Below are 24,973 nucleotides of genomic sequence, written 5' to 3' on the forward strand. Positions count from 1 at the left end.
AATTAATAATTAAATGGGGTCGCAAAATCAAAAATAAGGGTAATGATTGTATCACAGTTTAAATGTGCAACAGCTTACCAACATCTCCCCTTACAAATTTAATTATCTGCAAAAGGCTGCCCGTCTAGCTGTTCAGCTTCCTCTCTCTTTGTTGCTGTAATTTGGGTATTGTGAGCCATTGTCTTGGAAAATTCATACATTTCACTGGCTTTTGCTTCCGCGGCTTTCACAATTTCCAGGATTTCCAGGAGTTGGCTTTCATCTGGTAATTGTTTCATGGCAATGCTTCTAATCTCTCAACTACTTTGTCTATCATAATTTTCGATTCAGGAGCCATATGTAGCAAGGCTGCTAAATAATCTCCTGCTTTTTGAACATCTTCATCGGGCACACCAGCCATCAATACATTGCCCACAATGTGCTCTGCTTGTAAGCGAACACCTGATACGCAGAATTGAAAATTACTGATCGAAGAAAAGTATTGCATCAGTATTTCATTCTGGGGAAAAAGAGACATTGCTCTTCTAAGTGCAAAAAGTCCCTGCGTTGCTTGGCGATCGCTATCGTCTAGTACCTGGTAGAGTTCGTCAACCAAAGAGCGTATCTCGGAAGGAATAGACATTTACTACAGTTTTTATTTAACACTTGCATTATACTGCTAAAAGTTACAACAATTCTTTGTAGAAGTCCAATAACTGCTCAGCTAAAGCTTTATTTGTATAATTGCTCATCGCTCTATGATAACCCCGATCGCCCAAATCGGCCGCCAACTCCCGCCGCTCCATCAATTTCTGCAAACACTCTCGCAAAACCCCTGCATTTCCTTCTGGGAATAATAACCCCGCATCGCCGATGACGTGGGGAATTTCCCCGCAGTCGGAACCAATAACCGGAATGTGACAGGCCATCGCTTCAATTAAAACGTGACCGAATTGTTCTTTCCAGCCCACCGTGGTCAGAGTTTTGAATTTATAGCTGGTTTGCGAGGGCAATACCAAACAGTTCATTAAGTTAATGTAAGGGGGAATTTCTTCGTGGGAAACGCTTTCTACCCAGATTATTCGGTCGCTGATTCCCCCTTCAATACATTTTTCGGCGAGGTGCTTCCGCAATTTTCCTTGTCCTACTAACAGCCACTTCCAAGAGCTTTTTTTCAACCCTGCCAAGGCTTCAGCTAAAGTCAACAATCCTTTTTCTTCGACAAATCGACCTACAAATCCTACCACAAAATCGGTCGGTTTAATGCCAAAGCTGCGCGATAAATCAGCGTCTTTACCAGTGGGGCGAAACAAAGTTTCATCTACGCCGAGTTGTGGCATTACTTTTACCGCACCTTGATAGCCCCGCTGCCGCAAAATTTTAGCTCCATCTAGGTTGCCTGCAATAATTCCGTCGGTGTGCTGAAGATTGTAATTTTCTAAGACTGAAACGGGCCAATTCAATTGATAAGGCAGATTCCACCAAGTAAATAATATATTTTTTGCTTGCAGTTTTAGGAGTTTATTGAGTAAGATTAACTGAGCGCAAGCAAGAGATTTTGCACCTTGTTCAACTTGAATTATCTGCGGTTTAATTTTTTGCAGAACTTCAATTAAATCTATACCAAAAGTTAGCAACCCTTGATTGTTTTGACTAAAGTTGGAGACGGGGACTACTTTAAATGAGCCTTTTTCATAAAATTGCGTTTCTATAATTTTATTTTGTACGCCTCCCGGTTTCCAACGCTGCGGCACTACAACTGTTACTTCAATATCGGGTTCTAGGTTGGCTAATATCTTGAATTTTTCCCGATTAATGTCCACAATATAGGTGTGACTAGCCACGAGAATTCTCATTTATTGGGAATGGGGAATGGGGAATGGGGCATGGGGCATTGGGCATTGGGAATGGGGCATTGGGCATTGGGAATGGGGCATTGGGCATGGGGAATTGGGAATGGGGAATTGGGAATTATTGAGCGTTAATCTTGTCTTGATGGGTGTAAGTTTGTCCATCATTCCACAGAGATTGAATTAGTGTATTTATAGCACTGAGAAAACCCAGGATATAAAAAGCAAATCTAGTTATAATTTTAATGGGCGAGTGGCTTTTATAACAAGGTGGATTTCCCCAAACGTGGCAGTCAAACAGTTTGGCAAAAAATCGCAGGCATTGAAAGGCTGTTAAATTTTTCAATCCCATGAGGAAATGGTTGTGATAAAATGTGACTTGATACTCGATCGATCGCGTGCTGACATCGTGACAGCCCCCGCTCTCTTCCCCCAAGTGAACTAAACACGCATTGGGATCGTACCAAATTTTCATGCCAGTCGATCGCAATCTCAAACAAAAATCCGACTCCTCCCGCACCGCACTCCCTGCAAACCGCTCGTCAAACCTCAGCCCGCACTCGGCAAAAACCTGCCGACGAAATGACATATTGCAGCCTCTAGCCGAGAGCACCTGCTGCGGTTTTACTGTATGCACCAAATCGATAAAATACCAGGCAATGCCCGCATCCATAGCTTCTGAGGGCAAATATTCGATCGCCAAATCGCCTCCAGAATTATCCAGTTTCATTCTGTCAAAAACCCTGCCCGCCACACATCCCACATCGGGTTTTTCTAAATAGTTGTCAGCGTGAGCAGCCAAAAAACCATCTGGCAATTGTACATCATCATCAATAAATAAAATAATCTCTCCCACTGCGCGCCGCACTGCATAATTTCGAGCAGCCGGCAAACTCGCCCAATCTACTCTAAACCAGCGAATTTTGCCAGCATTTGCCAATTCCTCTAAATAAACTTGAGTTTCTGATTCGTGGGTGCGAGTTTGATCGATTACCAGCACTTCAAAATTCGGGTAATTTTGCCCAATCGCATCAGCCAATGTCTCTCGCAGAGGTTGCTCGCGGTTGTAGGTGGGTATCACAACAGAAATCATCATCACACAATTGAGTGAAAATAAAGTTAAGGGTAGGCAGGATACCTGCCCCCCTCGTTATTTTTGGAGAAGTTGATTAAAACTCGAAATTAATAGTTAGAAATTTTGATTTATGAATTTTGAATTAAAAGATTTCAACTCAAAACTCAAAACTCAAAACTCAAAAGTTTTAGGAATTCCCCCTTTCCATCAGATGGCTATGTGTTGCTGAACGGCTAAAACTAAATTTTCAGTCCAGAAATTAGCCAATTCGGCGCTAGCAGCTTCCACCATAACTCGCATGAGCGGTTCAGTGCCAGAAGCGCGAACCAAAACCCGTCCCTGTTCTCCCATTGCTGTTGTAGCACGTTCGATCGCACTTTGCATTGCCTCGCACTCGTGCCATTTCAGGCGTTTTTCGCGATCGTCCACCCGAATATTCCGCAGCAACTGCGGATAAGTTTGGAAACTGCCACTTACCAATTGTGCCAAAGATTCCCCGGACTGGCGCACCAGCGAAGCCAAATGCAAAGCCGTCAGCAAACCGTCGCCGCTGATACCGTAATGCGGACAAAGAATGTGTCCCGACTGTTCGCCGCCCAACATCGCACCAGTGCGCTGCATTTCAGCGTGAACGTACTGATCTCCGACGTTGGTTCTAGTTAGTTTGCCCCCCAATTCTTCCCAAGCTCGCTCGAAGCCGAGGTTAGCCATTACAGTAGAAATAATTAAATTGGATGGTAACTGTTCGGAGTCGCGTAACTGCCGGCCCCACAGATAAAGAATGTAATCGCCGTCAATCGTTCGACCTTGGTTGTCAACACACAAAACTCGATCGGCATCGCCGTCAAAAGCAAAGCCCAAATCGGCATTGTGTTCCAAAACAGCCGCTTGCAAACTGTCGAGATGAGTAGAACCGCAGTTAACATTAATACGATCGCCATCAGGAGAGTCGTGCAAACAGATAACATCCGCCCCCATTTGCGCGAACACCGCCGGCGCCAAACCCGCGGCCGCCCCCCAAGCCAAATCCAAAACTATCCGCATTCCCTCCAAATTCATCTGTTGCAGCGAATCACAGAGGGAAGTGGCATAATCTTTAACCAACTCAGACCGATGGTAGTGGTGTCCCAAACCCAAGCTAGCAATTGGAACCTTTGCCCCCCGGATTCCCGCTTCGATTTGTTCCTGCAACTGCTGCGACAGCTTGGAGCCGTTTGAGCCGAAAAATTTAATGCCGTTGTCTTCTGGGGGATTGTGAGAAGCCGAAATCATCACTCCGCCGACCGACTCCGAAACGCTTGCCAGATAAGCAACGCAGGGAGTGGGACACAATCCCAAATTCCAAACTTCTAAACCGGCGGCTGTCAAACCCGCTGACAGTGCCATTGCCAGCATATCGCTGGAATTCCTGCTGTCTTGCCCCAAAATCACAGGCCCCTGGTTGGGGGAATTTTGCCGTAGAACTTGTCCAGCCCAGAAGCCCACTTGCAGGGCTAGGGGTGCATTCAGCAATTCTCCAACTTTCCCGCGAATGCCGTCTGTTCCGAAGAGTTTGGTATTGGGCAGGGGGAGGCTATCTCCCACCAGAATCGTATCGCGTTTGACTGGCTGTACCGAGTTAGCAGCCGGAAACTCGCTGCCACGAGGGCGCGAAGGTGTCTGAACCATATTCACTCCTTTAGGAATATTCACACTCACAGTTTGGGTTCATGTTACAACTGAAAGTCTTTATTTTCAGCCTAAACTCCATTTATTTCGTCAATTGCTGAAGCAACTTGCTTTGACAACCTACGCACCAAGCTTAACTTCATCGGAAAAATTTGTATTGTACGCAATGGAAAAACTTTTAGTACCGGGGGCGCCAACGCCAGGAAACCCGGTTTCTTTTTGCCTGCAGGAGTGACGCTGCTGCGGTTTGAGCCTCTCAGCAACTGCGGGTATAGAAGGTTAATGCTGTATTGCCGTATATTTTATGGCGGCAAATTTCTAGGCCGGAAATTGGTTGTGTCGATCGCTCCGGGCTGTGTTCGACGGCCATTTCGCCGAGGAGTGCTAGCATTTCTTGGCTGGCGATCGTGTTTAACACAGGTTCGTACAAGTCGCTGGCGTAGGGCGGATCGAAGTAAATGCGATCGAACTGCTGCCCCGCTAGTGCCGCCAACTTCGCCGTCGCGTTTCCCCGCAGTATTTGGAATGTTTGGGACGAGTCTGCTATTTTCTCCCAGTTTTCGCGGATAATCGCACAAGCTTTCGCCGACTGTTCGATGCCAGTGACACTCGCGGCTTGACGACACAAAGCTTCTGCACCCATCGAACCACTGCCTGTACAAATGTCAAGCCATCTGCAATCTGCGATCGTCCCTTGCCAAATATTAAATAAAGCTTCTCTGACTCGCGAAGGTGTAGGGCGAGTTGCGAGTCCCGGCAGGGTTTTGATTTGGCGATTGCCACTGATTCTTAAAGTCATTTAGGAAGAAGGAAGAAGGAAGTTCGGCAACGGATTCTGTAACGGATGTAACGGATGTAACTCACATCTTGCACCATTCTCAAGAACAGGCAAGATGCCTGTTCCACAAAGAGTAAATTTTCTTGTGGAACAGGCATCTTGCCTGTTCCTAAACAAGTAATTGAGAATGGTGCAACATCTCAGATGTAACGGATGTCAGGAAGAAAGAAGAAGGAAAAAGACTTTTAAAAATGTCAAACCCGGTTTCGGCAATCTACCGGGTTTTTTTTAAGATTCATGCCACCTAAGCAGGTACTTTTTCCCTCACCAGACTGACAAAATTTGACAGCATTTGCAATCCCGTACTCGAAGACTTTTCCGGGTGAAACTGCACGGCCATCAGATTATCTTTAGCTATAGCCGCCGTCACGTTTTGACTACCGTGAGTCACAATTGCCGATCGCACTTCCAAATCAACAGGATCGACATAATAAGAATGCACGAAATAAACCCAAGGATCAGACGGTAAATTTTGCCACAGCGGCAAATTCTGCTGAGTAAATTGCAATTGATTCCATCCCATGTGGGGAATTGTCAAACCCGGTTCCGAGCGAAATCGGCGCACTTTTCCCGCAATAACGCCCAATCCCGGTTCTATGCCTTCTTCGGAACTTTCAAACAGAATTTGCAAACCCAAACAAATGCCTAAAAAAGGTTTTCCAGAGGCGATCGCCCTTTTTATCGGTTCTATCAAATTGCGCGATCGTAAATTCTGCATTGCCGGGTCAAACGAACCCACCCCCGGCAAAACCACCGCATCAGCCTGCTCGATTATAGCAGGAGAATCTGTAATTTTTGGCACTGCACCCACATTTTCCAAGCCTTTACAGACTGAGTGCAGATTGCCCATGTCATAGTCTACTACTGCAATGACAGACATTGACTTACTTGCCTTATATGATCGATATCAGTATTATTGCATACAATTAGTCATTAGTCATTAGTCATTAGTCATTAGTCATTAGTCATTAGTCATTAGTCATTAGTCATTAGTCATTAGTCATTAATCATTAGTCATTAGTCATTAGTCATTAGTCATTAGTCATTAGTCATTGGTCATTAGTCAACTGTTAACAGTCAACAGTCAACTGTTAACAGTTAACAGTCAACAGTCAACAGTTAACAATCCCCCATCATTTATGACAACCAAAATCCTGCTGACCTCATTTGATACTTGGCTTCCCCATCAGAAATCCAACTCCTCCGACGACTTATTAGCCAAGATTTCCCAGATAAAATCTTTGCCTGATTCCCTGACTTTTTTGAGGAAACTGCCAGTAGATTTTCAGCAAGCACCGAATTTGGCGATCGCCGAAATCAACCAACTCCAACCCGATACTATTATCTGCTGTGGCATGGCCGAAAGTCGGCAAAAATTAACCGTAGAATCCTGCGCTTGCTGCGATCGCGACATTCTGAAAACAGCAGTTAATCTCGAACCGCTAGTCGCTGATTTAGCCGCAACAGAAATCAGTCACAAAGCCGGGAAATTTGTTTGCGAAGCCCTATATTATGCGGTTTTAAAACACCTTGCAGATTCTCAACTTAGCACCAAATGTATTTTCGTACACGTACCAATTTTGACAGAAGAAAATGCCGACAAAATTGTCGCCGATTTTTTATTAATTATACGCCGCTTAACTACACGCAGAGACTAGAAACCGGGTTTCTGGGTATACAGCATATTCCATGTATATGTGGTACACACGATCGCGGGCGATATCCAGTGTAAGGTGCGTCGCCATCAAACATCTGCAAGTTCTATCCAAGATATAGCAAGCGACGCACCCTACAAACTTAGCGCAAAAACTTATAGAAACCCGGTTTCTGAGATTGAGCGCAGGGGCGAGAAACCGGGTTTATACGAATATTTCTCGTTATTCATCGCCAAAACTCGTAGAAACCCGGTTTCTGAGATGGAGTGCGAAACTAGCAACTGCCAAGTCTTTAGCCGCCGTAATTCCAACCGGTGCTTTCTAGCAGCAACGGATTGCCTTCTCGGTGGACGCCGGCTGCCAAAACTTCTCCCACATAAACCGTGTGATCCCCGTGTTCCACACCCCCGACAACTTTGCACTCGATGTAACCCAGAGAATCCGAGATAATCGGACAACCAGTTTCCGGGCCCGGATAAAATTCTACATCCTCAAATTTATTGCCAACGCGGCGCTGCTGCTTGAAGAATTTCTGGGCTAATTCTTTCTGTCCCGCTTCTAGGAAACTCAAAGCAAAGACACCGCTGGCTTTGATCATGGCGTGGGATTTGGAGTCTTGCTTGACGCAGTTGACAACTAAGGGAGGGGTAAAGGAAGATTGCATCACCCAGCTAGCGGTGAAACCGTTGACTTCCTCCCCGTCTTTGACACCGCAGATGTACAATCCGTGAGGGATTTTCCGCAAGATGGTCTTTTTAGCTTGTTCGTCTAGCACGGGCTTACCTGTTCGATCGATAATTCTACACCGCTCAGTTTACCAATGTCGGGCCCACAAACCCAACTGTCTTAAGGGCTATTCGCTAATATTGACTTTTTCGATCCCAAAATTGACCAAGAAAAATGGGATACAAGCCCCGTCCTTCTAGGACGGCTTTTCTTGATTTCTAATATACTCTTTCAAAACTTCTAAAGGCGCACCCCCAACAGAAACAGCAAAATAACTAGGACTCCATAATGCTTCTTTGTGGGGTTTTTTGTGTCCAGCCTGTCCGTATCGACGACTGGAAACACCTTTGAGTGCGTTAACTATTTGAGATATCGACAATTTAGGCGGATACTCGATCAGCGTATGAACATGATCGGCTTCCCCGTTGAACTCTAGCACTTGAAAGTTCATTTTTTGGGCTACTTCTCGAAACGACTTTTCAATCAAATCAAGACCTTCGCTCGTGAATACAGACCGACGATATTTTGTTATACATACCAAGTGTATTTTAAGTTGTGTAACAGAATTGCGCTCGCGACGGTAAACTGTTGTCATTACTTACAGACCAATATATAATCAAACTTACAGACCAACATTCAGTATAACCATGAAGGCGAGATTCCGGTACAGATTTTATCCGACGACCGAACAGAGACAGAGCTTGGCTCGGCTGTTTGGCTGCGTCCGCATGGTCTGGAACGACAGTCTGGCTCTCTGTAAACAGTCTGAAAAAAAACCAAGTTCGTCTGATTTGCAAAAAATCGTAATAACCCAAGCGAAAAAGACCGAAGAAAGAGCTTGGCTGAGCGAGGTTTCTAATATTCCTCTACAGCAATCTGTAGCAGACTTAGAAACAGCTTTTAAAAACTTCTTCGATTCCTGCAAGGGGAAGAGAAAAGGTCGTAAGGTTGGTTATCCTAAGTTCAAGAAAAGAACAAATAGCCAGTCGGCCCGATTTAGGATTGGCGGTTTTTCTCTAAAAAATGGCGGTGTCTATTTAGCCAAGATTGGTATTGTAAGCCCAATATGGTCAAGAGAACTTCCATCTGAACCTAGCTCAGTCACGGTAATCAAAGATTGTGCAAATCGTTATTTCCTAAGCTTTGTGGTAGAAGTTCAACCCGTTCATTCTGATGCCAAAAACCAAAGCATCGGAATCGATTTGGGGATTAAAACTTTTGCAGTGATGAGCAATGGTGAAAAAGCCGAAAGCCCTAACTACAAAAAATTAGACCGGAAAGTTCGCAAACTCCAGCGCAAATTAGCTCGTCAACCAAAAGACTCTAAAAGGAGAAACGCAACCCGAATCAAAATTGCTAAGTTGCACAACCGCATTGCCGATGCCCGCAAAGATTTCCTGCATAAATTATCAACCAAAGTAGTCAACGAAAACCAAGTGATTATTTTGGAAGACTTGAATGTATCAGGAATGGTGAAAAACCGGAAGCTTTCACGGGCAATTAGTCAGCAAGGATGGCGAGAATTCAGGACTCTCTGTGAGGCTAAGTCTGAAAAGTTTGGTAGAGAATTTCAGGTAATTAGTAGGTGGGGACCTACTAGCCAAGTTTGTGCGGATTGTGGTTTTAAATGGGGCAAAATTGATTTGTCTATTCGTTCAGTGCTTTGTGTTAGTTGTGGCACTGAGCAAGACAGAGATCAAAATGCTTCGAGGAACATACAAAAAGTCGGGATGGGGAATCGCCACGACTCAAAACGGGCGCAGAGGGATTGTCAGACTACTCCGGTAGCAGAACCCTATGAAGCGTCAAGAATCACCGCGCCTGATAGCCGGTGAGTATTTCAAACCAGTTTTAAGTCAAAATTAACAGCTTACAACTGTCAAGAAACTCCATACTTTTTAAACCAATCTTGCATCCGTTTCCAACCATCCTCAGCTTCTTTTTTCCGGTAACTGGGGCGATAGTCGGCGTTAAAAGCGTGTGGCGCATCTGGATAAAGCACTATTTCGGAACCGCTGCTGCCAGTTTTGAGAACTTCCTGCATTTTCTCAACTGTATCGTTGGGAATTGACTGGTCTTTGCCCCCGTAAAGCCCCAATACGGGCACTTTCAAACTGGCTGCAATGTCGATCGGCTGTTTGGGAGTTAAATCCGTAGAATTGCCAACCACGCGCCCGTACCAAGCTACTCCTGCTTTGACTTTTGGGTTGTGAGAAGAGTACAGCCAAACAATTCTGCCACCCCAGCAAAATCCTGTAATTCCCAACTTATTAGTATTGCCTTTTCCTGACTTTTGTGCCCAATCTACGGTAGCATCTAAATCCGACATAGCTTGAGCGTCAGGAACTTTCGAGACAACTTTACTCCTAATTTCTTGAATGTCGGTGATTTTAGAAACATCACCTTGACGGGCAAACATTTCTGGGGCGATCGCTAAATAACCTAATTTTGCCAAACGCCGGCAAATATCTTGAAGGTGGGCGTGGACTCCGAAGATTTCTTGAATTACTAAAATTACTGGAAAATTGCTGCCGCTGGCGGGCATTGCTCTGTAGGCTGGAATTGAGCCGTCTTTTACGGGAATTTTTACCTCACCGGCAACTAAACCAGCAGCATCCGTATTGATAACGGCAGCCGCAATAGGATGAACTGCTAAGGTAAATCCGGCGCTTAATGCGGTGACAATGATAAATTGTCTGCGAGTTAAATCTTTCATCGGGAATGGGGAATGGGGAATTGGGCATTGGGAATTGGGCATTGGGAATTGGGCATTGGGAATTGGGCATTGGGCATTGCAACTGCCAACTGCCAACTGCCAACTGACTACTGACGGAAAAGCCGATCGTGCTCTGGATGGTACAAGCGCGATCGCCCTTGTGCTGATTTTCCCAACGCCGGACTAATCACATACATTGTCGTTCTGATCAAATTATTTTCGCGGGTAGCAACTGCCATTTTGTCAAGGGGAACTAGCACAATTTTTTCATCCGACCAGCCCAAGCGATAACAAATCGCTACCGGCAAATCCGAGGGGTAATGTTCCATCAATTTAGCTTGAGCTTTTTCGACATGGCGGGCGCTCAAATACAGGCACAAACTCGCTTGATGAGCCGCTAAACTCGCCAATTCTTCGCGATCGGGTACTTCGGTTCTGCCGCTAATTCGCGTCAAAATAATTGTCTGCACAACTCCCGGAACTGTCAACTCAATTTTAAGTTTAGCCGCCGCAAGTTGGAAAGCGCTAATTCCTGGGATTACCTCAAAAGCAATTCCCTCCAAGGCCAAAGCTTGCATTTGTTCCCCGACGGCCCCGTAGAGACAGGGATCGCCGGAATGCAGACGGACGAGGCTTTTTCCGTCGCGCACTCGTTGCACCATCAAAGGTACAATCTCTTCGAGGGTCTTATCCGCAGTTTGGATCACTTCAGCATCTGCGCGTACCCCCTGCAAAATTTGCTCTGGCACTAGCGAGTCAGCAAATAATATGACATCGGCTGCAGCCAGTAATTTTTGAGCCTTAACAGTCAACAAATCCGGGTCTCCCGGGCCTGCACCTACAATGTATACCCCTGGAATTAGGGCTTCAATCTCTGTCAAACTCATTGCTGCTAACAAATTTGCTAAATTTACGGACGCTTCCGGATGTACCTATTTTGGTTGGAAGTAATAGATGGTAGATGCACCCTGGTTTTGAACCCTAGAGACTAACCTCTCTGGGGTTTTTTATTGATCCTCTGGCAATTTCGGAGTGATCTTTGCCCGATCGCTATTGGGGGACACAACATCGGGTAAAGGTCGAGCGAGCAAATAAAGCCAAGCTAACCCGCCCAACCCTAACACAATCCCAGTCAAGCTTACCATCTGTGCCGTCCGCAGCGGCCCGAACATCAAACTATCAGTCCGCAACCCTTCAATCCAGACTCTACCGGAACTGTAAGCTGCGATATAAACCAAAAATAAAGCACCAGTTTTCAAGCGAATTTTGCCCTGCAGATCGCGAAAAAATAAACTCAGAAGCAACCCAAATACTGTCAAATTCCACAGGGATTCGTAGAGAAATGTGGGGTGGAAGTATTCAAAATTAGCATAGGCGGGCGGGCGGCTGTTGGCCGGAATATAGAGTTTCCAAGGCAAATCCGTAGGACTGCCAAAAGCTTCGGAGTTAAAGAAATTTCCCCAGCGTCCGATCGCCTGACCGAGAATTGCCGAAGGCGCGATTAAATCTGCCAATTGCCAAAAAGAAACTCGCTGAATTTTCGCAAAAATTAAAGCTGCGATCGTCCCACCCAAAATCGCCCCGTGAATGGCAATTCCGCCTTTCCAAATCGCAATAATATCTTCAGGCCTCTGGGCGTATTGCTGCCACTCGAAAGCCACGTAATAAATTCGAGCACAGGGAATAGCGCCCAAAACCAGCCAAATTGCCAAATCACCCAATAATTCCGGGTTAACGCGGCGCTTTTCGGCCAAGTATTGCGACAGACTGACCCCAATCAAGACGGCCGAAGCTATCAACAGCCCGTACCAGCGGATGGCTACGGGGCCAAGTTCAAAGATAATTGGGCCAGGCGATGTAAATTGAAACGCTAAGGGCAGCGCAAGAATATTTAGCACCATAAAAGTTGCATTAATTGTGATGGAAAGCTGTCAAATTTGCATACCCTTGAACAAACTCCAGAGTTTATTTTAGGGGGCGGCGGTCATTTACACGCAATATTTGGGGAATTTTGCCAAAAATTAACTTTGTTGGGGACATTTGTGTCTGGAGTTTTCTTTGTGAGTCCACAATAATATCCCCCCTAACCCCCCTTAAAAAGGGGGGAACCGGATTATTCTCAAAGTCCGCCTTCTTAAGGGGGATTTAGGGGGGATCGAGACTTCGCCTTCTGGAGGATTAACGGCAGGTTTGGTCTAGAAGTTTTAATATAGAGGGTGGCTTTAAATTTTCTGATGACTTATGTCTCCTACTTCCGTTTCTCAGGTGTACTCTTCTGGTAATTCCAAGGGTGCGAATCAGTCTCGCAAGACTGCTGCTTTGGCTGTTGAGTCGGGTAAAATTCCGCCCTTGTTGGGGGCGAGTTTAGCTGAGTTAACGGAGTGGGTGCAGCAGCAGGGACAACCGGCTTATCGCGGAAAGCAGTTGTACCAGTGGATTTATGAGAAAGGTGCCCGATCGATCTCTGATATTTCTGTATTCTCGAAACAGTGGCGCGAGACTGTTGCTAAAATCCCGATCGGGCGATCGACTATTCACTATCGATCGGTCGCACCAGACGCCACGGTAAAGTATCTCTTAAAATTGGCAGACGGTCAAATCATTGAAACAGTCGGCATTCCCACCGATAAACGACTGACTGTGTGCGTCTCAGCCCAAGTTGGCTGCGCGATGGGCTGCGACTTTTGCGCTACCGGAAAAGGCGGTTTCAAGCGCAATTTAGAAAAACACGAAATCGTCGATCAAGTCTTGACAGTACAACAAGATTTCGGCCGCCGAGTCAGCCACATCGTATTTATGGGTATGGGCGAACCCCTGCTGAATTTCGATAATGTTGTAGCTGCTGTCAAGTGTTTGAATCAAGATGTAGGAATTGGACAGCGAAACATCACCATTTCTACAGTAGGAATTCGCAATCGCATCAGCCAACTAGCCGAACATCAACTGCAAGTTACCCTCGCCGTCAGCCTCCACGCTTCCAATCAAAGATTGCGCGAAGAGTTAATTCCTAGCGCCCGCCCTTATCCTTTGGGTGAATTAATCGCAGAATGTCGGGAATATGTGCGATCGACTGGACGCAGATTGAGTTTTGAATACGTACTTTTAGCAGGTGTGAATGACTTACCGGAACACGCAGCAGAGTTAGCAACTCACTTGCGCGGTTTTCAGTGTCACGTCAATTTGATTCCTTACAATCCGATTCAGGAAGCTGAATATAAGCGACCGACTCCCAATCGAATTAACAGTTTCGTTGCGACTTTGAAGGAAAAGAAAATTGCAGTTAGCGTGCGGTATTCTCGCGGCTTAGAAGCAGATGCAGCCTGCGGACAATTGCGGGCATCCGAGGTTGAGAAGTAGATTTTTTACCACTAAACATTATCGTAGGGTACGTCAGAGTGAGTTATTTTATCAATCATTCAGAAGCTATGATGTCACGCACCTTACTAATGTAGGTAAACGCCATTGCCCATTGGTGTCAAATGAAGCCTGAAAACATTGAAAAATGTCGCTTTTATCCGAGGCCAGAGTCCCCTCGCATCCCCCTTAAGAAGCAGGGGGCAAGCTAAGGGGGGAGCGAAAGCCTAATCGTCAGATAGCAGTCTGTGACTACGTTTGACGTTAAGTTGACCTTAATAGCCATTGCCGTCTCCGGCCCCGGAGGAAACGGCAATGCCGTCTCCCTACCTTTCAGAATTGGTATTATTTTAGGCTCAAACTGTTCGGAAATCGCTAACACCAATTAGGGCGGCGTTGACTCCAGTTAACGAAGCAAATACTTCTGGACTTCCCTTGAATTTAATCAGCGCACTGTTATTGTTCTGACTAATTTCTAACTGGTCAAAACTTAGACCTCCCGACAATCCGATGAAATCTTGACCTTTGACAAAATCAGAGACAATATCAAATCCTTGATTAAATCCGATGACAAAAGTGTCATTTCCAAAACCGCCACTCAAGCTGTTATTGCCTAAGCCTCCCAACAAAATATCATTACCTTCGCAACCGAGAAGCGTGTCATTTCCTAAGTCTCCATAAATCGAATCATTGCCCTTACTGCCATCAATTAAATCATTACCTTGACCACCATAAACTAGGTCATCTCCTGCGCCACCGCAGAAAGTATCATCTCCGAGTTGTCCGTAGAGAGTATCATTGCCTTCAGCGCCGAGAATTACATCGTCTCCTTTACCGCCGAATAAATTATCGTTTCCTTTGTCACCGTCGATAAAATCCTTGCCTTGATTGCCAAAAATTAAATCATCATCTTCTTGACCGTTAATTGAGTCGTTGCCCTGATTTCCGAAGATAATATCTTCACCAAAACCGCCAAGAATGATGTCGTTTCCTTTGCCGCCAAATAGGTTGTCGTCTCCCTTAGCGCCGTCAATGAAGTCGTTGCCTTCATTGCCGTTGAAGATATCCTTTAATTCGCCACCAATCAGGTTGTCGTTGCCAGTTAGAGCATCGAAGGTATTAGGACTGTTGCTGCCAAAATAAGCGTCGTTGCTGGGAGTGCCAATTAGCAGACCACCACCATTGATAATATTATCAATTTGTTGGTTTGGTTGGGTTAGATTGGGATACTCAATTTTGTCGCAAATGCAGTCTGTATCGGGAAGGTTAACAGGAGTTGGCGTGGGTACGGGTGCAGGCGTTTCTGTCGGTACAGGTGCTGGAGTTGGCGTCGGCGTTTCTGTCGGTACAGGTGCTGGAGTTGGGGTGGGTACGGGTGCTGGAGTTGGCGTCGGTACGGATGCAGGTGTTGGCGTTAGTACCGGTGCTGGTGCAGGTGCGGGCGAGATAGGCGTGGCTGCAGGAGTTGGTGCAGGTGCATTCACCAGAATGATGTCATTAGCGGACAGGGCAGAAATGTTATTGAGTAAGATTTGCCCGCCACCGCTTAAGTTTAAGACTAAACCCGCAGGAGTCGTTTGTAGGGCGGCTAAGACTTGCGCCACAGAGGTGAAACCGAGGGCAGCATCAAGTTGTAATTGATCTTGCCCGGAAGTGAAATCGGTAATTAAGTTTAGCCCTAATGTGGAACCGGAGACGGGGACAAAACTGAAGATATCGCTACCGCTACCACCTGTCAGGGTATTGTTTCCGGTACCGCCTGTGATGGTGTCGTTGCCGCTACCACCTGTAATTACGTCATTCCCGGCACCGCCATCAATCAAGTTATTGCCGCTACCAGTATTGATGGTGTCGCTACCATCACCGCCGTTGATGGTGTCTGCACCGCTAGTGCCTGTGAAGTTATCGTTAAAGGGGCTGCCAGTAACGGTTACAGCTTGGGGCAAGGTGTCGAAGTTTTGGGTGACGCCGACGGGGGAGGTGGAGTAGTTGAAGATGTTATCGGGCGTTGGCGTGGGTACGGGTGCAGGAGTTGGTGTGGGTACGGGTGCAGGAGTTGGTGCAGGTGCATTCACCAGAATGATGTCATTAGCGGACAGGGCAGAAATGTTATTGAGTAAGATTTGCCCGCCACCGCTTAAGTTTAAGACTAAACCCGCAGGAGTCGTTTGTAGGGCGGCTAAGACTTGCGCCACAGAGGTGAAACCGAGGGCAGCATCAAGTTGTAATTGATCTTGCCCGGAAGTGAAATCGGTAATTAAGTTTAGCCCTAATGTGGAACCGGAGACGGGGACAAAACTGAAGATATCGCTACCGCTACCACCTGTCAGGGTATTGTTTCCGGTACCGCCTGTGATGGTGTCGTTGCCGCTACCACCTGTAATTACGTCATTCCCGGCACCGCCATCAATCAAGTTATTGCCGCTACCAGTATTGATGGTGTCGCTACCATCACCGCCGTTGATGGTGTCTGCACCGCTAGTGCCTGTGAAGTTATCGTTAAAGGGGCTGCCAGTAACGGTTACAGCTTGGGGCAAGGTGTCGAAGTTTTGGGTGACGCCGACGGGGGAGGTGGAGTAGTTGAAGATGTTATCGGCTGCGGGTGCTGGGGCTGGTGCGGGCGCTGGTGCTGGTGCTGGTGCTGGTGCTGGTGCTGGCGCGGGCGCTGGTGCTGGTGCGGGTGCTGGTGCTGGTGCGGGCGCTGGTGCGGGCGCTGGTGCTGGGGCTGGTGCGGGCGCTGGGGCTGGTGCTGGCGCTGGTACGGGTGCTGGGGCTGGTGCTGGTGCTGGTGCTGGTACGGGTGCTGGGGCTGGTGCTGGTGCTGGTGGGGGCGCTGGGGCTGGTGCGGGCGCTGGGGCTGGTGCGGGCGCTGGTGCGGGCGCTGGTGCGGGCACTGGTGCTGGCGCTGGTGCCGCAATATTAACGTTAAAACTCCCTAAACTGCTAGCAGCATTCAAATTGCCAAGCGCATCTTTAACCTGACTGGGTTGCAAGTTAACAGCGTAAGTTCCATTATCAGGATTATCCCAAGTACCGCCGGGGGGAGTAAACGAATAAGTCGCTGTCCGAGGCGTACCATTACTATTAGTATCGACAGTGACAAAACTAGCAGGAAGGTCGCCACCAGACCAATTTATTAAAATATCTGAACTGTCCAGCGTGGCCACATCGACAACATTATTATCGCTGAAAGTTACAGTTAAACTTTGACTGGTTCCTCCGGCGGTGGTAATAGCAGCAACAGTATTTAAACTGCCTGTTGGCGGCGTTTTGTCAATGTTGTAAACTTGTCCTGTCAAGTTGCCATTGCCAGTACCACTACCACCTAATGCAACTCCTAAATTATTTTTGATGCTGTCATCATCTGTCAAATCCAACCCAATTGTGCCGCTTTCCAAACCTGTGTTAACTTCCAGTTGGTAAGTTTTGGCATCCACAGTAGTTAATGTGCCAATGGATGCGCCTGTTACGCCTGTTTGTACTAAGGTAAAGTCAGAAGCCTCAACGCCTGTAACATCTTCTGAGAATTTAATTTCGTAGGTGGCGGTACTTGCAGCAGTGGGAGATGAAGCCAGACGATTTATGGATGTAACTGTGGGGAAGGTATTGTTATAAACAACGGTGTTGTCTGTACTGGTACTAACAGTATTGTTATTGCCTGCTGTATCAGTAACGCCGTTAGCTTTGATGCTGGCAATGACGTTCCCGCTACCTGTCATGCCGTTGACTGCGACGTTGTAAACAGGGCCGCTACCTGTGATGGTTGGCGTTAATGTTCCAATTGCTGTACTTGTAGTTAAATCAATATCAGCAACATCGAAATCTGTGACAGGTTCGCTAAATGTGACGGTAAAGTTAATCGGTGAAGTCGCAGTTGGGTCGGTTTGTGCTACTGCTTGGTTGATAGTAACAGTAGGTGCAACAGTGTCAACTGTATAGGTTTCACCTGCGGTAAATGCTGCTGTTAGCGCGTTACCGGGAACATCGTTAATTGTGGCTGTGGCGGGTACGTCTAAACCTAAGTTGCCGTCTCCTGTAATGGTGTTAACGGTGACATCAATAGTTGTACCTGTGGCTGCTGAAACTGAGGCGATGTTGCCGTTGACAGTGCCTGTTTTATTCAGGGTGAAGTCACCGATATCTAAGTTTTTAACTGGTTCGCTGAAGTTAACTGTGTAGGTGACGCTGTTGCTGTTGGTGAGTGTGGCGGTGGGGGTTTTGCGGGTGATGCTGGTGACTGTGGGGAGGATGCCGTCTATCACCTGTGCTGTGCTGCCGCCGAGGGACGCGAGTGAGGCAAGGGCGGGTAGAGTTAAGTTGGCGTCGATGTTAACACTGTCTTTGATGGTGCCACCGTTGAGTGCCAGGGCGGTGGTGGTGAGGTATTGTAAGTCGAGGGTGGTATCTCCAGGTTGAACTGTGTAGTTGAAGGTGAGGGTGGGGGTGCCGCTGCCAGTAGTGTAGTTGGCAAGTTGGTCCGTTGTGCCGGTTTCCAGTTGCAGTTGAGGCGTGCCGGTGATGGTGACGGCTTCGGAAAAGGTGGCGGTGATGTTGATGGTAGCGCCGATGCCGTAAGTGCCGTCGGCGGTGGTGGCTGTGACCTTGGTGATGGTGGCGGGTGCCAAGCCCCACAATGCAGTGCCCTTGGTAGCGTCAGTGGCTGTGAAATATAGGGTGTTGTTGAGGTTTAAGAAGTTGCCAGGGATTGAACCGTTAGTCCCTGGATAAATGTCTTTAACCAGAACCGTGCCCGCTGTGGTGCCATCGCTTTTCCACAATTCAATGCCGTTGGTAGGGTCACTGGCTGTGAAATATAGGGTGTTGTTGAGGTTGAAGAAGTTGTAAGGGTATGAACCGTTAGGGCCAGGATAAATGTCTTTAACCAGAACCGTGCCCGCTGCGGTGCCATCGGTTTTCCACAATTCAAGGCCGTTGGTAGCGTCAAAGGCTCTGAAATATACGGTGTTGTTGAGGTTGAAGAAGCTGTCAAGGCCTGAACCGTCAGTCCCTGGATTAATGTCTTTAACCAGAACCGTGCCCGCTGTGGTGCCATCGCTTTTCCACAATTCATAGCCGTTACCCTCAATGTCTGTGAAATATAGGGTGTTGTTGAGCTTGAAGAAGTTGTCAGGGAATGATCCTCCAATCTCAGGATAAAGGTCTTTAACCAGAACCGTGCCCGCTGTGGTGCCATCGCTTTTCCACAATTCATAGCCGTTACCGTCAGTGGCTCTGAAATATAGGGTGTTGTTGAGGTTTAAGAAGCTGTTAGGGTCTGACTCGTAAGGGCCAGGATAAAGGTCTTTAACCAGAACCGTGCCCGCTATGGTGCCATCGCTTTTCCACAATTCATAGCCGTTGGTAGCGTCAGAGGCTGCGAAATATAGGGTGTTGTTGAAGTTGAAGAAGCCGGCAGGGTATGAACTGCCAAAGCCAGGATTAATGTCTTTAACCAGAACCGTGCCCGCTGTGGTGCCATCGCTTTTCCACAATTCAAGGCCGTTGGTAGCGTCAAAGGCTGCGAAATATAGGGTGTTGTTGAAGTTGAAGAAGTAGCGAGGGTCTGACTCGTCAGGGCCAGGGTAAATGTCTTTAACCAGAACCGTGCCCGCTGTGGTGCCATCGCTTTTCCACAATTCCATGCCGTTGGTAGCGTCAGCGGCTCTGAAATATAGGGTGTTGTTGAGGTTTAAGAAGCTGTTAGGGTTTGAATCGTTAGGGCCCGGATAAATGTCTTTAACCAGAACCGTGCCCGCTGTGGTGCCATCGCTTTTCCACAATTCATAGCCGTTGGTAGGGTCAAAGGCTGTGAAATATAGGGTGTTGTTGAGGTTGAAGAAGTTGCGAGGGCTTGAACTGCCAGGGCCAGGATAAATGTCTTTAACCAGAACCGTGCCCGCTGTGGTGCCATCGCTTTTCCACAATTCAATGCCGTTGGTACTGTCAGTGGCTCTGAAATATAGGGTGTTGTTGAGGTTGAAGAAGTTGTAAGCGTTTGAATCGTTAGTCCCAGGATTAATGTCTTTGATAAGAGTAACGCCTAAGATGCCCTGGTAGCTGGCCATTGCTGCGCTGGTGAAGGGGAGGGGGGTAGAGATTTGGCCGATTTTGACTTCTAGTTCCCAGTCTCCGCCGGCGGCTTGATTCCCGGTTTTGTTATGCGATGCGGCGATGTTGGCGCCTGTTAGTTGATGCAGGTTTTGAATGAATTGTAATCCGGTTTCTCCTGCAGCTATGTCACATCCGTAGAGGAGGAAGTCGGCTTTTTTTGTTAAGGCTTTTCCCCACTGTTGAATTTTGTTGCCCCATTGGGGTAAGTTTTGATTGTTTATGGTTTCTGAGCCGAGGTTTAAAGTGCCGGGGCTGCCGTGACTGAGGATATGAATTGCTTCTATATCGCTTTGATTTGCTAGGGCGTTTGTAATTTGTTCGATGCCACTCGAATTTTCATTTAAGGTGAAAACTTGTGCGAACTCGGCGCTGTTGGTAAGGGTTTGATAATCTTGTACTGAAGAGTCTACGAAAATGATTTGCTTAGTCATGGTTAATTACCTGTTAATTAGGGTTGAGTATTGTGAATGCTAATGGGCTTGCGGGTGGTAGTATGCAGTAAAAATACTCGATATCGGCTGATGTTTTTGTGCGTCCCAAATGTACCATGAAAAATCGTTATCTTCGCTCATGGCTTCTAACATTCGCTCTGTTAAACCACCCACAGGGCTAGTCATCGCAGCGTGAAACCGGGGGTTTTGCCGCAGGATGGCGGATAGTAAGGTAGAGCCTCGCGGCAATCCCGATATAAAGTGAATTTTCTGGGGCATCGAGTAGGAATATATTTAAGGTTGGCAAGTAGTCTGCCCGTGAACAGAAGAAGATAATTGCTTGGTTTTAGATACTTGCTCTGACAGAGTATCTGGTAGATATTAGTTAGATGCCTTTCTTATGATTATGACCGCCCTACCCTACCCCTGTCAGTCGGAAAAGTCGGATCGTTAAAGTCGGAAAAGTCGGATCTTCAAAAATGGTGCTCTAGGTCATTGCTGTTTGTGGCGAGATGTGGTATGGGGATTCTGAAACTAAGGCTGGGTTGAGTGGAAGTGCGATCGACTATAATTGCGATCGAACCCATCCACTCCGGGACGCACAAATATCAAAGAAACCGGGTTTTTCATCAGTATTAAAGGTTTCGATGCAGTATTTTTGTCCATCAAACCCGGTTTCTGCCTACTTGTGTATCCAGGAGTGCGATCGTCAATAGACTGATACGATCCTCAATTACCAACTAAACAATCTAATTGTGCTTGCATTTGACTTGTAACTAAATCGAAACAAGCATCGACATAATTGTGAAAGTAGTAGGGTGCGTCAGAGTGGGTTATATTATCAATCATCCAGAAGCTACAATCTGACACACCCCACTACTCTCTACAAGCGTTTAACCAGTATCCACCGCAACTCTAACGGCGGTGTTTGTTGCACCGAAAATAAATCTCGCCCGCTAGCCCAACTGACAAACCAAGGTGTCGGCGGCCACGCCGACTCAGGCAAATGTTTTTGTTCGTATTCAATCACCGATTCATCTGAAATAATTTCTAACGGCAAACCCTCTATTGCTGCTTGCAATTCTTGTCGGGTAATCAGATAAGACCAACACAATTCAGACATTTGTTTGGCCATCTCGTCGGGTTCGTACCCATCTACAGCTAAGAAAGTGCTGAATAAGATAAACCCGCCACTTAAAACAGCATCGGACATTTTGCCCAGGAAAAGACGAATTTGTTCGGGGTAGCGGAAATGAGAGAGAACTTCGGTAGCAATGGCTAATTTGTACCGATAAGTTTTCATCCTCAATAATGGGTCTAAAACGTCGCCTTGGGTGACATTTATCGGCAAGTTTTCGGCGGTTGCTGCTGCTGATAGTTTCTCGGCAAATATCGGTGTTAGTTCGATCGCATCCACGGAATGGCCTAACCTTGCTAAAGGCAGACTATTGCGCCCTGGGCCCGCACCTACATCTAAAATAGGTGCTTTTCCCGGTTCGCCTAATTCGGCGGCAATGGCGATGACTTTGGCATCGGGATGGCTGCCGAATAAAGGTTCGGGGCGAATATCCGGCCAGCTATGATATTTCTGGGCCATTGATTCGACTTGAATCTTGGTATTCAGAGTAATGCCGCCGGCTAAACCGGTTTGGGAATTAGCAGGAAAATATGAAACTATTAGATTAGCGTGGGGGGAATTTTTGAATCCTTCTGCTAAGGCGTTGGCGATTAATGTTCGCAAGTTTTCAGCTTGGGCAGCGTCGATGTTTTGTCCGAGAATGTTTAAGAAGTCTGACAGTAATTTAAGATAGTCGTCTAGCATCGATGGCAAGCAAGGCAGATAGAATTCTCCCTTGAGGCCGATGCTCTTTTTGAGCCTTTCTTTGAGAATTAATTTCAGGCGATTCGAGTCTGTCAGCGGCGGGCCTGTTTCGGGTGATTCGCTGACGGGCAATTTGGGGATAGATGCGGCACTGGTGAGGTTTTTAGTCACAATAGTTTCGATTAGATTCGGCAATAAGTGCGATCGCACCGAGCATAATCTTGTGCTCTTGCACCTGAATTCGAGCGTGCAGCGTTTCTGCGGTATCATCAGGCAATACGGGCACCGCAGCCTGCATTAAAATCGGCCCGCTGTCTACTTCTAAACGGGCAATATGCACCGTACATCCGGTGATTTTAACCTTGGCGGCCAGTGCTTGCTCGACGGCGCGAATTCCTGGGAAACTCGGCAGTAAGCTGGGGTGAATGTTAATAACGCGATCGGGAAAAGCATCAAACAAAACTTCGGTAACAATTCGCATCCAACCCGCCATCACTACCCATTCTACATCATACTCTTGAAAAGTTTTGACAATTTTTGTATCTAATTCTTCGCGGCTTTTGCAGTCGCGGTGATTGAGCAGAATCGAGGGAATGCCGTATTTCTCGGCTCTGGCTGCGGCTTTGGCTTCCGGATTGTTGTAAATTAATACTGGGATTTGAGCGTTGAGCTCTTTGTTTTGGATGGCTTGGGCAATTACCTCGAAGTTGCTGCCGCTTCCTGATGCTAAAACTCCTAATTTTAATGGAGGATGAGCCGGAGCGAGCGCACTTTTGCCAATCTCAGGAGAAATCAGGCAGGCATGGGAATTAACAGATACGGGATTAGCGGTCATTCGATTTTAGATTTTAGATTTTAGATTTTAGATTTGGGATTGATCCCAGGGATAAATTCGGGGGCTTGAGGATTTTAGATTTTAGATTGGGGATTGATTCCACGGATAAATCACGTGGCGGGTACCATCAAGAAATTCGCTTGTCATAAAGATAAAAACTATTCACTCGTATTCTACTATAGAGGTAAAGGGTAAGGTTTGCTTCGGCGCACTCTACATGGAGATATTGCGTAAGTCCTAAGTATATTTTATTTTGTCACTTACTGATTCAACCCTATTCTACAATATTCTCAAAAAACTCTTCCCTGAGAATCGAATAAAGTTTGAGATCCCAATATCTGTCTTTCACAAATAGGTGCTGTCGCAATACCCCTTCCAATTGCATCCCCACTTTTTCCATCACGCGAGCCGAAGCAATATTGTTAACCTCACATCGAGCCATAATTCGATTCAGCAACATCTCCCGAAAGCCAAATTCAATAACTGCATTAACAGCCTCGCTCATGTATCCTTCTCCCCAATACCTCCTAGAAAGTGCGTAGCCAATTTCCGCGCGGCTGTGCGTCATGCTCCATTCCACAAATCCGCAAGTCCCGATAAACTTTTTCTCGGCTTTGTGGACAATCCCCCAATCTACAAGCTCTCGTCTTTTGTACATTTTAGTAAGTGACCTGAGAAAGTATTTAGTGTCTTCGAGCGAGGTGTGAGTTGACCACATTGTGTATTGTGATACTTCGGGGTTTGAGGCATACTCAAACATATCGCTCGCATCGTTTAAAGTAATTTTTCTGAGCAGGAGCCTTTCAGTTTCTATAGTGGGTAAATTGGCTAATATATCGAGAAGATTCATTGTGAAATTGACCTATATTGTGATACCATTTAAAACTAAAAGCTAAAATTTACAAGCCAATGGTTCCGATTAAATTTGGGCGTTTTAACTGGTTAGATAATGATTCGATCGCAGCTTGGACTTTCCTGGCCCCAGCTTTGCTGTTTCTGGGTACTTTTTTGATTTGGCCGATCGCCTATTTATTTTACCTCAGCTTTACCAGCGGCAGCTTTACCCAGTCGGGAGTGCGTTGGATTGGCTTCAACAACTACTGGCGTCTAGTCACTAACCCGGATTTCTGGCAAATTCTCCAAAATACGCTCTATTTTACTACTGCAACAGTCATTCCCAGTTTAGTGATTCCATTGGGCTTAGCAGTTTTGCTAAATCGCTCGTTTGCTTGGCGAGGAGCTCTCCGCACCGCTTATTTTATTCCTTCGATTACCTCTTTAGTTGCAGTTGGCTTGGGTTGGCGGTGGTTGTTTCAAACGGAAGGCCCGGTGAATAATGCCCTAAGTGCGATCGGCTTAAATCCAATTCCTTGGCTGAGTAGCACAGTTTGGGCAATGCCTGTGATCATTCTGCTCAGTGTTTGGAAACAATTAGGCTTTAATATGGTAGTATTTTTAGCAGGATTGCAAGCAATTCCGGTAAATCGTTACGAAGCCGCAGAATTGGATGGAGCTAATGCTTGGCAGCAATTTTTGTACATCACTTTACCCGGTTTGCGGCCGACTTTAGTATTTGCTACTGTCACTACTGCTATTTTTACCCTGCGGAGTTTCGAGCAAGTTTACGTCATCACCGGCGGCGGCCCTTTGAACTCTACTAATTTGCTAGTTTATTATATTTACGAGCAAGCTTTTTCGCAATTTGATTTTGGCTATGCAGCCGCTGCGGCAACTTTCCTGATGGCTGTAGCTTTGATATTAGTCTATTTACAACTAAAAGTTTGGGGCGAAGATACTTGATTAGCTAGGGGTATGGGGTATGGACACGGCAATGCCCCTTGGTGTTAAGTTAACGTCCAAATTTACCAGTATTTTGTCCATCTAATAAGTCTCTCGATCCCCCCTAACCCCCC

22 protein-coding genes are annotated in these 24,973 nt (G+C 46.6%); 5 read left to right on the forward strand and 17 right to left on the reverse strand.

Annotation, left to right across the window (positions count from 1 at the left end):
- Window positions 1-98 precede the first annotated feature (98 nt).
- From QUB12_RS27915 to hpsO, 3 genes are read right to left on the reverse strand one after another with little or no spacing between them, the layout of a single operon-like run.
- Window positions 99-278 (reverse strand): hypothetical protein, encoded by a 180-nt coding sequence (locus tag QUB12_RS27915; protein ID WP_333146304.1) that lies wholly within the window; start codon window positions 276-278, stop codon window positions 99-101.
- Window positions 275-622: a hypothetical protein gene (locus tag QUB12_RS27920; protein WP_333146302.1), complete on the reverse strand. Its 348-nt coding sequence runs from the start codon at window positions 620-622 to the stop codon at window positions 275-277. The genes QUB12_RS27915 and QUB12_RS27920 overlap by 4 nt, the downstream gene beginning before the upstream one ends.
- Before the next feature lie 43 nt (window positions 623-665).
- Window positions 666-1,835 carry a hormogonium polysaccharide biosynthesis glycosyltransferase HpsO gene (gene hpsO / locus QUB12_RS27925; protein WP_333146300.1) on the reverse strand — a complete coding sequence of 390 codons (1,170 nt, stop codon included), beginning with the start codon at window positions 1,833-1,835 and terminating at the stop codon, window positions 666-668.
- Between hpsO and QUB12_RS27930 the strand changes: the two genes are divergently transcribed.
- Window positions 1,812-1,964, forward strand: coding sequence for a hypothetical protein (locus tag QUB12_RS27930; protein WP_333146306.1), 153 nt, complete (start codon window positions 1,812-1,814; stop codon window positions 1,962-1,964). The two genes, hpsO and QUB12_RS27930, sit on opposite strands and share 24 nt — an antisense overlap.
- Here QUB12_RS27930 and hpsN read toward each other — a convergent pair.
- The 4 genes from hpsN to hisH all read right to left on the reverse strand — a co-directional run bounded on the left by hpsN (window position 1,951) and on the right by hisH (window position 6,290).
- The gene (gene hpsN / locus QUB12_RS27935) at window positions 1,951-2,925 is read right to left on the reverse strand and encodes a hormogonium polysaccharide biosynthesis glycosyltransferase HpsN (protein ID WP_333146298.1); all 975 of its coding nucleotides are present in this window, start codon (window positions 2,923-2,925) and stop codon (window positions 1,951-1,953) included. The two genes, QUB12_RS27930 and hpsN, sit on opposite strands and share 14 nt — an antisense overlap.
- A 186-nt stretch (window positions 2,926-3,111) precedes the next feature.
- Window positions 3,112-4,572 (reverse strand): phosphoglucosamine mutase, encoded by a 1,461-nt coding sequence (gene glmM / locus QUB12_RS27940; RefSeq protein ID WP_333146296.1) that lies wholly within the window; start codon window positions 4,570-4,572, stop codon window positions 3,112-3,114.
- Between the two features lie 256 nt (window positions 4,573-4,828).
- On the reverse strand, window positions 4,829-5,371 hold the full coding sequence (gene rsmD, locus QUB12_RS27945) for a 16S rRNA (guanine(966)-N(2))-methyltransferase RsmD (RefSeq protein WP_333146293.1): 543 nt from the start codon (window positions 5,369-5,371) through the stop codon (window positions 4,829-4,831).
- 283 nt (window positions 5,372-5,654) lie between these two features.
- Window positions 5,655-6,290 (reverse strand): imidazole glycerol phosphate synthase subunit HisH, encoded by a 636-nt coding sequence (gene hisH / locus QUB12_RS27950; protein WP_333309351.1) that lies wholly within the window; start codon window positions 6,288-6,290, stop codon window positions 5,655-5,657.
- Window positions 6,291-6,462: 172 nt separating this feature from the next.
- On the opposite strand from hisH, the gene QUB12_RS27955 reads away from it, so the two are divergent.
- Entirely contained in the window at window positions 6,463-7,068 is a 606-nt protein-coding gene (locus QUB12_RS27955) for a pyroglutamyl-peptidase I family protein (protein ID WP_445300677.1), read from the forward strand.
- A gap of 289 nt (window positions 7,069-7,357) precedes the next feature.
- Here the strand turns inward: QUB12_RS27955 and QUB12_RS27960 are convergent, their stop codons facing one another.
- Both QUB12_RS27960 and tnpA read right to left on the reverse strand, forming a co-directional pair.
- On the reverse strand, window positions 7,358-7,840 hold the full coding sequence (locus tag QUB12_RS27960; RefSeq protein WP_333309353.1) for a flavin reductase family protein: 483 nt from the start codon (window positions 7,838-7,840) through the stop codon (window positions 7,358-7,360).
- A gap of 147 nt (window positions 7,841-7,987) precedes the next feature.
- Window positions 7,988-8,386, reverse strand: a complete 399-nt coding sequence (gene tnpA, locus QUB12_RS27965; protein WP_333284512.1) for an IS200/IS605 family transposase — start codon at window positions 8,384-8,386, stop codon at window positions 7,988-7,990.
- A gap of 52 nt (window positions 8,387-8,438) precedes the next feature.
- Between tnpA and QUB12_RS27970 the strand changes: the two genes are divergently transcribed.
- The gene (locus QUB12_RS27970; RefSeq protein WP_333309355.1) at window positions 8,439-9,626 is read left to right on the forward strand and encodes a transposase; all 1,188 of its coding nucleotides are present in this window, start codon (window positions 8,439-8,441) and stop codon (window positions 9,624-9,626) included.
- A 44-nt stretch (window positions 9,627-9,670) separates the two neighbouring features.
- Here the strand turns inward: QUB12_RS27970 and QUB12_RS27975 are convergent, their stop codons facing one another.
- From QUB12_RS27975 to lgt, 3 genes are all read right to left on the reverse strand, one after another.
- Entirely contained in the window at window positions 9,671-10,549 is an 879-nt protein-coding gene (locus QUB12_RS27975) for a dienelactone hydrolase family protein (RefSeq protein ID WP_333146283.1), read from the reverse strand.
- A gap of 65 nt (window positions 10,550-10,614) precedes the next feature.
- Window positions 10,615-11,394 carry a precorrin-4 C(11)-methyltransferase gene (cobM, locus tag QUB12_RS27980; RefSeq protein ID WP_333146281.1) on the reverse strand — a complete coding sequence of 260 codons (780 nt, stop codon included), beginning with the start codon at window positions 11,392-11,394 and terminating at the stop codon, window positions 10,615-10,617.
- A gap of 120 nt (window positions 11,395-11,514) precedes the next feature.
- A complete protein-coding gene (gene lgt / locus QUB12_RS27985) occupies window positions 11,515-12,408 on the reverse strand; it encodes a prolipoprotein diacylglyceryl transferase (RefSeq protein WP_333309357.1) in 894 nt (297 codons plus the stop codon).
- 340 nt (window positions 12,409-12,748) lie between these two features.
- On the opposite strand from lgt, the gene rlmN reads away from it, so the two are divergent.
- Window positions 12,749-13,864 carry a 23S rRNA (adenine(2503)-C(2))-methyltransferase RlmN gene (rlmN, locus tag QUB12_RS27990; RefSeq protein ID WP_333309359.1) on the forward strand — a complete coding sequence of 372 codons (1,116 nt, stop codon included), beginning with the start codon at window positions 12,749-12,751 and terminating at the stop codon, window positions 13,862-13,864.
- Window positions 13,865-14,217: 353 nt separating this feature from the next.
- Here the strand turns inward: rlmN and QUB12_RS27995 are convergent, their stop codons facing one another.
- The 5 genes from QUB12_RS27995 to QUB12_RS28015 form a co-directional block, all read right to left on the reverse strand.
- The gene (locus QUB12_RS27995; RefSeq protein ID WP_333309361.1) at window positions 14,218-20,403 is read right to left on the reverse strand and encodes an ELWxxDGT repeat protein; all 6,186 of its coding nucleotides are present in this window, start codon (window positions 20,401-20,403) and stop codon (window positions 14,218-14,220) included.
- Window positions 20,404-20,442: 39 nt separating this feature from the next.
- Window positions 20,443-20,682 carry a hypothetical protein gene (locus QUB12_RS28000; protein WP_333309362.1) on the reverse strand — a complete coding sequence of 80 codons (240 nt, stop codon included), beginning with the start codon at window positions 20,680-20,682 and terminating at the stop codon, window positions 20,443-20,445.
- Window positions 20,683-21,286: 604 nt separating this feature from the next.
- Window positions 21,287-22,396, reverse strand: coding sequence for a class I SAM-dependent methyltransferase (locus tag QUB12_RS28005; protein WP_333309364.1), 1,110 nt, complete (start codon window positions 22,394-22,396; stop codon window positions 21,287-21,289).
- Window positions 22,389-23,060, reverse strand: coding sequence for a phosphoribosylglycinamide formyltransferase (gene purN, locus QUB12_RS28010; protein ID WP_333309366.1), 672 nt, complete (start codon window positions 23,058-23,060; stop codon window positions 22,389-22,391). The genes QUB12_RS28005 and purN overlap by 8 nt, the downstream gene beginning before the upstream one ends.
- 274 nt (window positions 23,061-23,334) lie before the next feature.
- Window positions 23,335-23,910 carry a GNAT family protein gene (locus tag QUB12_RS28015; RefSeq protein WP_333309368.1) on the reverse strand — a complete coding sequence of 192 codons (576 nt, stop codon included), beginning with the start codon at window positions 23,908-23,910 and terminating at the stop codon, window positions 23,335-23,337.
- A gap of 59 nt (window positions 23,911-23,969) precedes the next feature.
- Here QUB12_RS28015 and QUB12_RS28020 point away from each other — a divergent pair, with 59 nt between their 5' ends.
- Window positions 23,970-24,860, forward strand: a complete 891-nt coding sequence (locus QUB12_RS28020; RefSeq protein ID WP_333309370.1) for a sugar ABC transporter permease — start codon at window positions 23,970-23,972, stop codon at window positions 24,858-24,860.
- Window positions 24,861-24,973 lie beyond the last annotated feature (113 nt).

Source organism: Microcoleus sp. B7-D4 (genome assembly GCF_036705125.1).
Taxonomy (GTDB): Bacteria; Cyanobacteriota; Cyanobacteriia; order Cyanobacteriales; family Microcoleaceae; genus Microcoleus.

Coding starts and splice junctions, on each gene's coding strand:
- QUB12_RS27915 (WP_333146304.1), bottom strand. CDS start 278: ATGAAACAATTACCAGATGAAAGCCAACTCCTGGAAATCCTGGAAATT.
- QUB12_RS27920 (WP_333146302.1), bottom strand. CDS start 622: ATGTCTATTCCTTCCGAGATACGCTCTTTGGTTGACGAACTCTACCAG.
- hpsO (WP_333146300.1), bottom strand. CDS start 1,835: ATGAGAATTCTCGTGGCTAGTCACACCTATATTGTGGACATTAATCGG.
- hpsN (WP_333146298.1), bottom strand. CDS start 2,925: ATGATGATTTCTGTTGTGATACCCACCTACAACCGCGAGCAACCTCTG.
- glmM (WP_333146296.1), bottom strand. CDS start 4,572: ATGGTTCAGACACCTTCGCGCCCTCGTGGCAGCGAGTTTCCGGCTGCT.
- rsmD (WP_333146293.1), bottom strand. CDS start 5,371: ATGACTTTAAGAATCAGTGGCAATCGCCAAATCAAAACCCTGCCGGGA.
- hisH (WP_333309351.1), bottom strand. CDS start 6,290: ATGTCTGTCATTGCAGTAGTAGACTATGACATGGGCAATCTGCACTCA.
- tnpA (WP_333284512.1), bottom strand. CDS start 8,386: ATGACAACAGTTTACCGTCGCGAGCGCAATTCTGTTACACAACTTAAA.
- QUB12_RS27970 (WP_333309355.1), top strand. CDS start 8,439: ATGAAGGCGAGATTCCGGTACAGATTTTATCCGACGACCGAACAGAGA.
- QUB12_RS27975 (WP_333146283.1), bottom strand. CDS start 10,549: ATGCCCAATTCCCAATGCCCAATTCCCCATTCCCCATTCCCGATGAAA.
- cobM (WP_333146281.1), bottom strand. CDS start 11,394: ATGAGTTTGACAGAGATTGAAGCCCTAATTCCAGGGGTATACATTGTA.
- lgt (WP_333309357.1), bottom strand. CDS start 12,408: ATGGTGCTAAATATTCTTGCGCTGCCCTTAGCGTTTCAATTTACATCG.
- rlmN (WP_333309359.1), top strand. CDS start 12,749: ATGTCTCCTACTTCCGTTTCTCAGGTGTACTCTTCTGGTAATTCCAAG.
- QUB12_RS27995 (WP_333309361.1), bottom strand. CDS start 20,403: ATGACTAAGCAAATCATTTTCGTAGACTCTTCAGTACAAGATTATCAA.
- QUB12_RS28000 (WP_333309362.1), bottom strand. CDS start 20,682: ATGCCCCAGAAAATTCACTTTATATCGGGATTGCCGCGAGGCTCTACC.
- purN (WP_333309366.1), bottom strand. CDS start 23,060: ATGACCGCTAATCCCGTATCTGTTAATTCCCATGCCTGCCTGATTTCT.
- QUB12_RS28015 (WP_333309368.1), bottom strand. CDS start 23,910: ATGAATCTTCTCGATATATTAGCCAATTTACCCACTATAGAAACTGAA.
- QUB12_RS28020 (WP_333309370.1), top strand. CDS start 23,970: ATGGTTCCGATTAAATTTGGGCGTTTTAACTGGTTAGATAATGATTCG.